The sequence below is a fragment of the Burkholderia sp. Tr-862 genome, from assembly GCF_011753085.1.
In the GTDB taxonomy this organism is placed as follows: domain Bacteria; phylum Pseudomonadota; class Gammaproteobacteria; order Burkholderiales; family Burkholderiaceae; genus Burkholderia; species Burkholderia ambifaria.
In genome coordinates, this window is sequence record NZ_VWWG01000038.1 from 39,737 (window position 1) to 51,181 (window position 11,445).

Annotated in this window: 14 protein-coding genes; 8 read left to right on the forward strand and 6 right to left on the reverse strand. The window is 59.9% G+C overall.

Annotated features, from left to right (window positions below):
* The first annotated feature begins 66 nt into the window (after window positions 1-66).
* A complete protein-coding gene (locus F3J14_RS14005; protein WP_043172972.1) occupies window positions 67-480 on the forward strand; it encodes an antirestriction protein in 414 nt (137 codons plus the stop codon).
* 228 nt (window positions 481-708) lie between these two features.
* Here F3J14_RS14005 and F3J14_RS14010 read toward each other — a convergent pair whose 3' ends face one another.
* Window positions 709-1,494: a hypothetical protein gene (locus F3J14_RS14010; protein WP_166723491.1), complete on the reverse strand. Its 786-nt coding sequence runs from the start codon at window positions 1,492-1,494 to the stop codon at window positions 709-711.
* Window positions 1,495-1,597: 103 nt separating this feature from the next.
* Here F3J14_RS14010 and F3J14_RS14015 point away from each other — a divergent pair, with 103 nt between their 5' ends.
* The 4 genes from F3J14_RS14015 (at window position 1,598) to F3J14_RS14030 (ending at window position 4,409) form a co-directional block, all read left to right on the forward strand.
* Complete coding sequence (locus F3J14_RS14015; protein ID WP_166723492.1) at window positions 1,598-1,735, forward strand: hypothetical protein; 138 nt, start codon at window positions 1,598-1,600, stop codon at window positions 1,733-1,735.
* Window positions 1,736-2,089: 354 nt separating this feature from the next.
* Complete coding sequence (locus tag F3J14_RS14020; RefSeq protein WP_166723493.1) at window positions 2,090-2,617, forward strand: hypothetical protein; 528 nt, start codon at window positions 2,090-2,092, stop codon at window positions 2,615-2,617.
* 326 nt (window positions 2,618-2,943) lie between these two features.
* Complete coding sequence (locus F3J14_RS14025; RefSeq protein WP_059475720.1) at window positions 2,944-3,219, forward strand: hypothetical protein; 276 nt, start codon at window positions 2,944-2,946, stop codon at window positions 3,217-3,219.
* Between the two features lie 128 nt (window positions 3,220-3,347).
* Window positions 3,348-4,409 (forward strand): hypothetical protein, encoded by a 1,062-nt coding sequence (locus F3J14_RS14030; RefSeq protein ID WP_166723494.1) that lies wholly within the window; start codon window positions 3,348-3,350, stop codon window positions 4,407-4,409.
* A gap of 119 nt (window positions 4,410-4,528) precedes the next feature.
* On the opposite strand, the gene F3J14_RS14035 is transcribed toward F3J14_RS14030, so the two are convergent.
* A complete protein-coding gene (locus tag F3J14_RS14035; RefSeq protein ID WP_166723495.1) occupies window positions 4,529-4,990 on the reverse strand; it encodes a hypothetical protein in 462 nt (153 codons plus the stop codon).
* Between the two features lie 182 nt (window positions 4,991-5,172).
* Here F3J14_RS14035 and F3J14_RS14040 point away from each other — a divergent pair, with 182 nt between their 5' ends.
* The 3 genes from F3J14_RS14040 (at window position 5,173) to F3J14_RS14050 (ending at window position 7,388) form a co-directional block, all read left to right on the forward strand.
* Complete coding sequence (locus F3J14_RS14040) at window positions 5,173-5,466, forward strand: H-NS histone family protein (protein ID WP_166723496.1); 294 nt, start codon at window positions 5,173-5,175, stop codon at window positions 5,464-5,466.
* Window positions 5,467-5,697: 231 nt separating this feature from the next.
* The gene (locus tag F3J14_RS14045; protein ID WP_247682214.1) at window positions 5,698-6,981 is read left to right on the forward strand and encodes a DUF6402 family protein; all 1,284 of its coding nucleotides are present in this window, start codon (window positions 5,698-5,700) and stop codon (window positions 6,979-6,981) included.
* Window positions 6,957-7,388, forward strand: a complete 432-nt coding sequence (locus F3J14_RS14050) for a hypothetical protein (protein ID WP_166723497.1) — start codon at window positions 6,957-6,959, stop codon at window positions 7,386-7,388. Before F3J14_RS14045 ends, F3J14_RS14050 begins: the two co-directional genes overlap by 25 nt.
* A gap of 176 nt (window positions 7,389-7,564) precedes the next feature.
* Here the strand turns inward: F3J14_RS14050 and F3J14_RS14055 are convergent, their stop codons facing one another.
* The 4 genes from F3J14_RS14055 to F3J14_RS14070 form a co-directional block, all read right to left on the reverse strand.
* Window positions 7,565-8,008 carry a hypothetical protein gene (locus F3J14_RS14055; RefSeq protein ID WP_166723498.1) on the reverse strand — a complete coding sequence of 148 codons (444 nt, stop codon included), beginning with the start codon at window positions 8,006-8,008 and terminating at the stop codon, window positions 7,565-7,567.
* Window positions 8,009-8,322: 314 nt separating this feature from the next.
* Window positions 8,323-9,366 (reverse strand): hypothetical protein, encoded by a 1,044-nt coding sequence (locus F3J14_RS14060; RefSeq protein WP_166723499.1) that lies wholly within the window; start codon window positions 9,364-9,366, stop codon window positions 8,323-8,325.
* A 60-nt stretch (window positions 9,367-9,426) separates the two neighbouring features.
* Complete coding sequence (locus tag F3J14_RS14065) at window positions 9,427-9,843, reverse strand: surface-adhesin E family protein (protein WP_166723500.1); 417 nt, start codon at window positions 9,841-9,843, stop codon at window positions 9,427-9,429.
* A gap of 338 nt (window positions 9,844-10,181) precedes the next feature.
* On the reverse strand, window positions 10,182-11,445 hold a 1,264-nt coding region (locus F3J14_RS14070; RefSeq protein ID WP_166723501.1), incomplete at its 5' end, for a tyrosine-type recombinase/integrase.

The following is an 11,445-nucleotide window of genomic DNA, read 5'->3' on the forward strand; positions in this document are numbered from 1 at the left end:
TCTTTATGTCCTAATATATCGATATGGCCGCAGCACATCGCAGCGGTCCTTAACCGGAGAAAAACCGTGGAACAAAACGTTGTCGAGATTCGTTCGGAACTGGTCGTCGAGGAACAGCGCATGAAGTTTCTGCCGCACTACTTCGGCGCGCGCTATCTGCACGGCGAAAGCTACGTATTCGAGTGGGCACGTCGCCTTTGCTCGTCATACAACGGCAGCCACTGGCAGTTTTTCCGCGTGACCAATGGCGGGTTCTACCTCGCACCGGAGATTGCCGCGCCGGTATCGGTACGCTGGAACCTGAACAGCTACGAGGGCTCGATGGGCGTCGAAGCCTTCGGTATCGTCGTGACACTGTTCGCGCTGTGCCACATGGCCGAGTGCTTCGGCGACGAAACGCACATCGAGCATTACCACCTGTTGCGCGAGTTTGCCGCGCAGCATCCGGAGAGCCGGGAGATTTTCCGAGCGATTGACTAATTGACATGGGGCGCTCGGTCCACCGACCGGGCGCCCACTAAGCGAAGCGCTCCGCACGCGAATACCCCCTCCTGATGGCTAGGGGTCAACGGAACGAGTCGGGATCGCGCGCGCCGTCGCGCCCGAATCGAGGGCCACGGGGACCCGCGCGGAGCGCGGGGAGAGGCCCGGCCCGGAGCGTAGCGGAGGGACGATTCGGTGAGGCCAGCGCGGACCACCGCGGGGTCGTCAAGATTGGTCCGCGATCGCGAAGTGATCGCGGGGCAATCGTGTTTCCTCCACGGCGAAGCCGTGGGGGCTGGAATGGGGGCCGACGTTATGCGCGTCGCAGGTATCGAAGTGAAGTTCAACCCGCCGGATCCGCGCCTCGATCGCGTGAGGGGGCTGCGCCCGGATCCTGGCGGTTGGGTTTTTCGCCTCTACGATGAGGCCGGCCAGAAGTTGGTCGGCGGCGCTGTGCATGGCGCCGACCAGGCAGCCCGCGATCGCGCGGTTAGCCTCGTATTGGGCGACGCCCGGCGCAAAGGCTTTACCCACTATCGAATGGTCGATGCGTCGGACGCGCCGGCGCCGCTCTAACAAGACTGCAACCACCGGAGAATGATCGTGGAAGACATTCAAGGAAAACCGCTCGAGCGCGGCGCAATGTATGTTTGCGTGTTCTTGCTCGAGGACGGAGATGGCACACCGACCGCGCACTACGAGGAGCTGGTGCGTTTTATCGGATACGACGTCCAGCGACCGGTTTTCGCGGATGCGGATACGTGGGAGGAAGTCACCCCGGATTTCGACGAGTTGCAGCGCCAGGAAGCGCCGCTCGTTGACCCAGCGATGGAAGGCTGGCCGGAGTTCGGCGAGTGACAGTTTCGCCAGCGAAACTGGCGGGTTTTCTGAAAAAGACGAGGTGAATATGCGTTTGCTTGGGAATCTGTTTGAGGCGATGATTTTGGGTTTATGTGTGGCAAGCGGCATTGCGTTCGCGATGCACTCGCTCGGGACATTCGTGCTGTTCATGCCGCCGCTGCCGTGAGCGATTGGCGTCGTCCTGTTGATCGCTACCTGTGTAATCGGAGTCGTGCGGGGCCGACACCTTGGCTCGGGAATTGTAGCTGTCTAGATGCTCGGCGTCGGCTTCGCGATGGTGATCGGGCAGGACGCAGACGCAACGTCGATGCGCGATGCGATCTACCACCGGATTCCGTGGACGTTCGTGGCGGGCTGCGCTTTGGCTTGTGTGATCAACGCCACTCTTTGAATTCAACCGTCGGCACGTGGAGTGAGAAAATGGAAGGTCAAAGCACTTTTGTTAAGGCTTGCATTTGGGGGCTCGCGGTTGCGGCCGTCGCGATCGTGTTCTTTACGGTCGTGATCCCGGCACTGAAGCAGAGGGCCGTTGAAATGTGCCCGCGCTACTCGTCGACTCCCGCGCAATGCCAAAACCCGAGCCAGAGCGATAAATGAATGCGACCCAAAATTGACGACTGAGAATTATTGGCTCGGACCGTCGATCCTGATATATGCGGTCGTTTGTGGCTCGCGTATCGCGGCTCACTGCGCCGTGAAAAGGCTCGTGCAGCCGGCAATTTCTGAGATTGAGAGGGAGAAATTTATGGTGAACAAAGAACACGTAGCCAAAGCGATCGAGATCATCGGTGCGTTTTTTGGCCTGCTCATCGCCTATCAGGCTGTTCGCTTCTGCCAGGGTGCGATCGGCGCGCCGATCCTCGACCAGGCGATCGAGTATATCGGCCGTCCGTTTGCGGCCGCCATCAAGCAACAACTCGGAATTCAGCTGCTTTACGTCGATACCGGCTCGTCAAACTTTTACGATCAGGTGCCGGCGTGGATCCAAAAGGGAACGTACTTCCTGGTCGGGATATCTGTGTGGCTCCAACTCGGTCTCCTGGAGCAGTCGTGCACGCGCGCTGCAGCACGCATCTACATGGTCGGGTTCGATCAGTATTGCGACGAAGTGAGAGCAGCCCGAGCGGAGGCCCAGCGCGAGCGTCAGATCTACGAAGCGCGGGAGCGTCGACGCGAGCTCCGGCGCAAACAACGAGAAGCGGCACAACCGAAATCCGGATTCAGCGTGGCGACACTGGTCGCCGGCATCATCATCGGCACGTTCTTTTTCTGAGAACAAGGAGAATCTGGCGTGAAGAATTCGATACCTTTGTCCCTCACGAAGCGGCTAAGCAACGCTGAGCTGATCGCGTTCGCGCTTGGGCTTGCAGTAGGCGCCGCCGGTGCCCTGGCCGGGTCACTCTCATACCAATATGCACATCCGCGCGGCGTGACCCGGTCTCCGACTTATGAGCAAATGCTCGAGAACGAATGCTTGACGATGGCCATGGCACTCCCGCGCGGTACGGCGGCGACAGACCCTCCGTCTGAGTGTTCTTCTGTCGTCGCCAAAGTTCGCGCACACGCGCCCGGCTAATTCCAAGATTATTGAGGCAACTGATGAGCACTACACCCCATATCGAAATCCGGCCCGAGTGCCTGCAACCTGCAGCGAACTGGGCGTCACCTACCGGCGCTGAAATTCAGGAGGTCGTGCGTCGCACTGGGATGAGCGGCCGCGCAGCAACCCGCTTTCTCGGCCTGGCCGACGGGGATGGCCGACAGATCCGCCGATGGGTCTCCGGTGACTCGCCGATCCCCTATTCGGCCTGGGCGCTGCTTTGCGATGCTGCTGGCCTCGGGCAGATCTGGCGAGGCGATAGCGACGCCCTTTGACCAACTCAATTTTCGCTTAAGGCTTGGGCGCGCCAACTTGGTATGTAGGTCCGGAGGTTACGCCCATAGCAAGCTCACCCCGATAATTGCTCAGCCGATTGAGGGCGGCCACATAAAGGAGGGCATCGATGAGTGCAACCCGGCATTCGCAACTCCAACCCGTCGCGGACAATATTTCTCCGAAGCTGCGCGACGAGATCCGGCAGCTGGTCGACGCGAAATACGAGGTCGACGAGCTCGCCCGCCACGGCATTGCCGGACGACGGCTGACGACACCGTTTCATGACGGCGCTTACGGGCCGCGCCTCGGAACCGACTTTTTCCAAACCATCCTGCCGTTCAGCGATTTCGAAATGTGCGGCCATGCGTTCAACGCGCTCGTACCGGTTTCGCAGGCCATCGGCGCGAGCTGCAGCTGGACGACACGCTCGGTGGCAGAGGCCGAACGGCCGGCTCTACTCGCCTGGCTGCAGGATCCAGCGCGCGCCACGCCGGATGACGCCGACTACATGTGGGTCAAGCCACTCGGTCTCTTCCTCGCGCACGAAGGCAAGAACCGCGTGGGCTTCTTCCGCGATATGGATGCGCAATGGATTCCCGCGCGTGTAACGCCCTACGACTACCCGGCCGCGGATCGCCTCGCGATCTACAGGGTGCAATGCAAGCATCAGACCGTGTATTGGCTTGTGCTGGATGGGCAGCTGCTGGAGCCCATCAATCATCCGAACTGGGCGATGCCGGTCCTGCGCGCCTACGGCGTAAGGGAAAATCATCAGTGGTCACACGCTTTTCCGACGATCGACCAGACCGCTGCCGCACTCGCCTCCCGGTTGGTTCATCCCGTCACGGGCCGACCGGCACCGCTCGACCTCGATCTGATCCGCGAGAAAGAGGCCTACGAGTCGGAAGAAATCTCGTGTTCGTTGCTCGACATCGAGCCGATGAGGATCCCCTGGGACTATTTGAGCGCGATGGCCTGCATCAGCATTGGTGCAATCGGGTTGCTCAGTATCCTGCCGGCGGAGTGGGCGACTCTGCGGATCGTGACCGGCATTGTCGCGGGTATCGGCATGGGCGGGATGCTGACACCGCTGTGTAAGCTGTTCCGTCTACCGCGCAGGCTCGTCGATCGCTACGCGAGCTTGCGCAAATTTTCTCCCCGCGAACGCCAGGCCGCCGGCATCCACTGACGCATTCACAGGCCGGACTATCCGGCCTTTCTCGCAGTCCTCGACGGCGACCTCTAGGGCCGCGCCATCTCGACCGTGCGTCGCTGGCAAAGGCCTCGGCCCGGGCGCACGACTGAAACTCAAACAGCGTTGTATTGCGCTTCGGTCAAGTTGCTGAGCAACCGAAAGAAGTCCTCTCGCGTCGCACTCGTCAACCGAGTCGACGCGGCAATCGCACGCAACTTCTCGGCAGCTTGCGCCGCTGACAAGGCCGACGTGAACGGTGCACGCGTCTCGGCGAAATACACCTTGGCGCTTCGCTCGGCGGCATCCAGCACCTCGCGCACTTCCAGATAGCGCGGCCGTCGTGCAGCTGTCAGGAATAAGCCGTCATACACGCACAAATTGCCTTCGACCGATTCTGTTAGCGCGGCCAACAACGGAAGATTGCTATCCGGTCCATCGCTATGTGCGAAATCGGCGTCGGGCTTCGTGGGCGACGCAAACAGCGTCACGAGCGCGATGCTTGGATCGGCGATCGCTGCGAGCAGCGCTTGCGTGTTCTTTCCCGTGTTTTCAGGCTCCCAACGAATAACGCTCATGTGTGAGTCTCCGGTAGTAAGGTTCTCTGACTCGAGAAACGCGATTAGCGACGCGCGGATAAACTAGACTGCCAAATTGGCGATCGATTATAAGTCGATTTTTCCGGGCCTTTGTGGCTGCATTACCGCACCCCGGTAGAATCGACAGGTCTCAATTCACCTAACTGGAGTCACCAACCACGATGGCAGAAGCTACCCGTACTTATCGGCAGGTCAAAGCGGAACTCGAAAAGCTGCAGCAGGAGGCAGAAGCGCTGCGACAGCAGGAGGTCGCGGCAGTCGTTGCTGCGATCCGCGAGAAGGTCGCGGAATTCGGATTGACCGCCCAGGATATATTCGGTCGTAAGCGCAGCACTCACACGCCCTTGGCGCCGAAGTATCGAGATCCGAAGACTGGCGCGACCTGGAGCGGGCGCGGCAAACCACCGGCATGGATTGCGGGAAAGAATCGCAATCGATTCTTGATCGAACAATAGGAAGCGACGCCGTATCGCGAGTCACGCGGGCACGCGTAGATCGACATCGGATGTAGGGACGCGCGCTTGCCCGCAATAACCTTTGTTCGCCTCGCGCGCTGGCCTGGCCGCAGCTATACGACCTGCCAGCACGCGACCCGATCTAACAGTTGTTTTCAATGTTGCCGCTCGATTTCATGGAGCATCAATTAACCTGGTCGTTTCACTTCAAAAGTCGTTATCTAAGGCCCTATGCCAGACGTCAAAAAAGTGCCGCATTATGAAATAAAGGCGTCGTCAATTCCATTCTCGTTACCGAAGTGGAAAGAGTACGCCGGCGCCGATGGATGCATCCCTTTGAATACGCCCCGCGGTGTTTGCATGGACAGGCTTGCTCCTGGCGAGCCCAAACCCTTCAAGCTTCCTGAGCCCAAGCCGGCAAAGCCCGAGCCGACGAAAGCGCCGGAGCCGGCAAAGGCGGCGCCTCCCAAGCAGGCCCCGCCTCCCAAGTCGTCCGAACCAGCCGACGCGGAGGATTGCGAGAATCCCCCTCCCTTTGATCTACTGGACGTTCCTGATGCGATGGAGCGGATGAAATGGCCCGTTGCGGCCAAGCTTGCCAGGCGATGGTTCAGCGGTCCGAAGCACGTTTGGGATAACAGCTTCAAAACGGACCAGCCGTTCGACAACACCATCGTGACGCTTGAGTGGGCGCTCAAGTTTGGGAAGGTCCGCGAGCGTTATGACGAGCTCATCTCGAAAAATATCTACAACGAGAATGCCCGGGCGCTTTTGAGAGATCTACTGCGGCATGTGGTGAAGGAAAAATTCGGATCCACGGTGGATTTTGATTTCCAGACGGTTGGCGACAAAGGCAACCTCGTCGAGTTTTGCAGGAAGTGGCAGTTTCAGCTGGTCAATGTGTCCAGCTTTGACACGACGGGAGGCCTCCCGTATGCGCCGACCGATTTGACCGCTGCCCTCGCGAATTTCAACATCTATGCCGCGATCGGGCGCGTTGAGTTTTCCGGCGACCGCTATTACAAATACAATAACCATGAAAGGACAAAATCCTACTGCGCAGAATTAACCGCGTCCATAACTCATATTTACGCATACATAAAAGACAGCTACTCCTTCAATGACGGGAAACCGCCATCGAGCAGCCAGTATTTGGGACACTGGAACAAAAGCAGCATGGTGATTACGAATGGCGGGAGGATCCGGGAGCTTCTGTATCGGAGCGGCGTCAACTCGAACCTTGGAAATTCGCCAGACGTCGAATCGACGATTAAATGGAAGTATCTGATTGATGATTTTCTAGATAAACCAATCGATACACGAAAAGGCGTCGTCAAGAAATTTAGAGCTTGTGACGTGCACTATCCTGTTTTCAACAGGACTTACAACGACTGGAGAAACATGCATAATCGCGGAGAGGATTTCGTGATATATTCAAACCTGCAATATCTCAAGTTGACCAATCCCATTAAGATCAGCCTCGGCGAAATATGCAGGTCACCAGAAAACATGTAATCGCGATCGCACTAGTCTTGGTGTTGGCGATTCCGTCTGTTGTGTTACGGAAGTCATACGAAGGTTGCGAGAGCTATACCCAGGCTCTCAACGGAGGAACGAAAGAGTTCGGCGGCGAGAAGTACAAAATTGAGATGTGTGGGGCGCCTCGCTCTTTTGGCGATGGTGACGAAATTCGACTCCAGGTGATGGGGCCGGCAGGGGATGTGCTGGCGGAGAGATATTTTGCGGTGCGCACGATTAACGATGCATCACCCAGGGAACTGCAGTACGGCGACGACAACATTTTCTACTTCGACCAGTCGAAGTCGTCACCGTTGCGCTTCATTGCCATGCCGCCTTCCCGGACGGACTGGTGGACGGCACACATACCGTTGCTGCAACGACTGCTCGCGTTCTTTTCATAAGGTCAAGGGAAGCGTTCAGACTCGCGCAATCGGGCTTCCTCCAGCGACACGTAGATCGACGTCGTACCCCGACCTCGCGAGCGTCGCCTCCATTATCACGGGAAGTCGGCTCTACCGCGAGGTCGAGTTCGTACCCCATCTGATCGGCCCGATCTGAGTCGACGACCAGCGGCTGTTCAACTGGCCGAGGCCCCCTCACTCGCAAGCAGGGCGCGTATATGCGCAAGATTGATCGCCCGGCACAAATCGACAGCCCTCGCCTCTACACTGGTCACATTGCCCGCTGACACGCCCGGGAGCTTGTCGCCGTCGATCCACACCTCCCCGTCCTCGATTGTCGTGTAGCGTTCCATGTAGTTGGCGATATCGCTGACGTCCGCCTGGAAGGTCTCGGCATGGGCCAGCGCTTCGGCGTAGTGAATGAGGTTCCAGCCAAACCGTTCTTCAAAGCCGGCCACACGCACGGCCAGAGGGTCGGCGATTGTCAGCTGAGGGGCGTGATCGAGAATCAGCTTGCGCATCCATTCGGCCGGTTTCAGCTTTGCCTTGCTGGCTGCGGAGTTGATGCGCCGAGTTTCAAGCGCGTTAAAACGTAGCGTGGGCTTGTATTCCGTTGACATGAGGCAGTCCTCCAAGAGAGTTGCCGGCAAATGCCGGCATTACTCGGCTCAGTTTGCCGGCATTTGCCGGCAATGTCAACGTGTGCCAGTTTTTATCCCCTGGCGGCCCGGACGGCGCCCAGAATCCGTTAATCTTGCCCGGCTTCGGTTGGGCGACGAAGCCGCGCCCGAGGCTTCGCGGTAGCGCGGGCGGAGCGGCTGCGGCCATTCGCCACGGCCACGTCTGTGTGTTCAAGTACCGCGGCGAGGCCGAGCTTCTCCTCATCGTGGCCGCCATCAGAGCGACACCTGCCAATCCGAGGCACGCGGATGGGCTAGCCGTCCGCGCCGTCCTCATCTGGCCATTGGAGACCTCGGGTGGCCATGATCCGTCCGCCCGTGCGGAACTTGTTCATCACTGGGAGCAGCGACTGCGCTAATTTCCGATTGTCATCGGGGATGAGACCGACGGGGCTTACATAAACATCGCTGCGGTGGATCATGAGGCCGCGCAACGGGAGCCACCCCTCCTCACCCAAGTTTCCGGCCAGCCCGCGCCGTAAAGCATTGGTGACGATATCAACCAGTTCGAGACCAGGCTCAGGCTCGCTCGAAAACCGAAAGCTCTCGGCATACATCAATTGGAGATCAACGCCTGCTCCGTATGCTCGGTCCCCAGGCGGCGCAACATCGCGGAGATAGGCCGGTAGTTCGGCTAGGATGAACCGCCGGAAATGCCGATAGTCGCCGCCGGGAAGCATCGCGCCAGGCCGGTCTAGAGACATCGCCTGTAGCCATATGACCAAGGTCTTCGACCACCAATCTTCCCAATCGGTGACCACCGCTGGGGCCTTCGCATCAATGACCCAGTGGAACTCGGCAAGCTCCTTCGGGAACCGCTGACAGTGGTACATGATCATGTCCTGCATGATCCGATAGAGCAGTTCGATCGTCACTGCGCTTTGTACGTACAATTGGTCAGGGAAGCCGGCCAACCTCGCCTGTAAAGCCGCAACGGCGTCGCGCAGTTCCTGCGTGTGGCCATCGGTAAGGTTGGCGGCCAGACTAGCGCTTCGGCGATCACGGTGCCCAGCTATGTCGTCGGCCGTATGCCCGGCAAGATCGATCATCGACGCGCAGAAAATCGCACCGTTCTTGCGCAGCAATTCCACTACCGCCGCGACCTGCGTTTCATTGAGCTTGCTCCCTTTTACCTCTCCCTTGCCGTTCTTCGGAAGATTGATGCGTAGTCGCTGATATCTTCTAAACAGTTTAGACAGGCTGTGCGAGGTGAGGATCAACGCGCCAATCGTTGAGACGGCCGGCGCACCCGCGCCAATGCCCGTGAAAGTGCCCGATTCGTCGATGAAGATATGCAAAGGCGCCTCCGAGGGGGACTGTATTCGTTAAACATGGAGGACATGGCCGTTTTCCGTGGCTTACTTCCCTACCTTGCAGATGTAACGGATCACCTTCGCGCCAGGGCTGTTAGGCGGGTACGACTTGTACACGGGATCTTGTTCGATCATACGGTCAGGCGATTTCAACACTCCGTCAGGCCCCGAGCTTATGAATGCAATCTGAGCATGTTGCTGCGTTTCGCAATTGGCCACTTCGTGACTCACGGAGACAAATTTGAAGTTGCTGGCAGTGTCGGCTAGCATGAACTTCTCCCAAAACGAAACCTTTTCTCCGTTGCGCTCAAACGAATTGGCGTCGTAGTAGAAAACCCCATAAGCGGTTTTTCCGGGGTCCTGCTCCTTGAGCATTTCGACCCAGTTGCCATCGAATGCCTTAGTTTCCGCGTGAACGCCAGCAGCGAAGACTGCAAGTGCAGCACAAACGAGCTTCTTCATCCCCCACCCCGTTGATAGCTTTTGTCACCTTGGACAGGTCGTGTTAGCGACCCGTCCGGCAGCTTACCCCAGTTTTTCGGCCAGTTCTTCAGGTGTTGAGTGGTAGGAGATCTCCAGCATCTTCAAGTGTGAATGTCCGCTAATGCGTGACAATTCGATGACGTTGGTTGTGTGCGTGCTTGTATGTCGAACTCCTTCCAGCGGGACGATCGAGGCGGAATGCAGGATGCTCTTCGATATTTGACGTCGCGGGTGACGTTCGACCGTCCGGCGCACGGCCTGAGCCTCACTGCGTCTTTACCTCGTAGCGCGACGGTAACCTCCCGCCTGAATCAGCTTTACGGTGATGTTTTACGGGTCAGTCGCGCATGGTACTTCGCTGCCTCGCGACGCATTCGCGCCTCTTCGGGCGACACGTAGATTGACGTCGTGCCGAGCGACGCGTGGCCGAGTGTGCGCTGTACGACCTCGAGCGCGACGCCGGCGGCCAGCATCTGCGTGCCGACCGTGTGGCGGAACGCATGAGGCGACGTGCTGGCCAGCTTGCGCCGCTCCGGTTCCGTCAGATCGGACATCACCTCGAGCAGCTGCACGATCGCCCATTGCGTGAGTCCGCGCGCGCCGCGCACGGAATAGCCGCCTCCCGTTGCGGCGCCGGCTACCGCTTCGTCAGTGTCGACGGGTTCGCCAAATTTCTCGCGGGCCCGCAGCGTCGGCGGGATGACCAGCGGCACCACCAGCGGCAACCCGGGCGGCTTCGCCCCGGCCGCCGCGTCGAGATCCTGGTCGCGATCGCGCCAGTGTGCGCGCAGCGCGTCGACGCACTCGTCGCTGATCGGCACGAAGCGTTGCTTGTTGCCCTTGCCGATCACCTCGAGCAACCAGCTGGCCGGCGTGTCGTCATCCGCCGGCATCCAGACGAGCGCCGCACGCCTCGCCGCGGCCGCCTCGGCGATCCGCAGGCCGCCATCCCCCATCAGCAGCAGCAGCGCACGCGCGGCACGCCAGCGCGGCCCGCTCGGGCCCTGCAGCTCGCTTCGGTCGGCCAGCGTCGAGCGTACTCGCGTCCAGAGGTTGAGCGGTAGCGCTCGCTCGACCTGCAGCTTGCGCACGCGCCTGACGACACTGGGATCCGAGACGGCCGCCCACGGGTTGCCGGCCAGATACCGGACCGCCACCAGCCACGTGAATGCCGCGCGAATCGCGCGCACCGCATAGCGTTGGCTTTCCGGCGCCAGGCCGCCCGGCGCGAACGGCCGCCACTGGCGACTCGTGCGCGCGACCGGCGGCCCCGTGAAGCGCTCGCCCGGCGCGGCGAGAAACGCCTTGTACGCCTCGCAATCCTCGACCCGCATCGACGACAGCGCGACGCCCCGCTCGGCCACGCACCACAACACCAGGCGCTCGAGCTCCTTCTTGTAGACCCGCTGCGTCGCGGGCCGGTCGTCGTATCGGTGCAGGTACGCGCGCACCGCATCGAGATCGTGCGCCGCGCCGAGATACGCGAACACGGGCGCGCGGTTCGCCCCGTGCGCGCCGGACAGCTCGACGGGCAGCGCCAGGCGCTCGAGCGGGGCCAGCTGCCCGACGCCGGCGGTGACG

Coding starts and splice junctions, on each gene's coding strand:
- F3J14_RS14025 (WP_059475720.1), top strand. CDS start 2,944: ATGAGCACTACACCCCATATCGAAATCCGGCCCGAGTGCCTGCAACCT.
- F3J14_RS14065 (WP_166723500.1), bottom strand. CDS start 9,843: ATGAAGAAGCTCGTTTGTGCTGCACTTGCAGTCTTCGCTGCTGGCGTT.
- F3J14_RS14015 (WP_166723492.1), top strand. CDS start 1,598: ATGCTCGGCGTCGGCTTCGCGATGGTGATCGGGCAGGACGCAGACGCA.
- F3J14_RS14035 (WP_166723495.1), bottom strand. CDS start 4,990: ATGAGCGTTATTCGTTGGGAGCCTGAAAACACGGGAAAGAACACGCAA.
- F3J14_RS14020 (WP_166723493.1), top strand. CDS start 2,090: ATGGTGAACAAAGAACACGTAGCCAAAGCGATCGAGATCATCGGTGCG.
- F3J14_RS14030 (WP_166723494.1), top strand. CDS start 3,348: ATGAGTGCAACCCGGCATTCGCAACTCCAACCCGTCGCGGACAATATT.
- F3J14_RS14010 (WP_166723491.1), bottom strand. CDS start 1,494: ATGAACAGCACGAATGTCCCGAGCGAGTGCATCGCGAACGCAATGCCG.
- F3J14_RS14045 (WP_247682214.1), top strand. CDS start 5,698: ATGCCAGACGTCAAAAAAGTGCCGCATTATGAAATAAAGGCGTCGTCA.
- F3J14_RS14050 (WP_166723497.1), top strand. CDS start 6,957: ATGCAGGTCACCAGAAAACATGTAATCGCGATCGCACTAGTCTTGGTG.
- F3J14_RS14040 (WP_166723496.1), top strand. CDS start 5,173: ATGGCAGAAGCTACCCGTACTTATCGGCAGGTCAAAGCGGAACTCGAA.
- F3J14_RS14055 (WP_166723498.1), bottom strand. CDS start 8,008: ATGTCAACGGAATACAAGCCCACGCTACGTTTTAACGCGCTTGAAACT.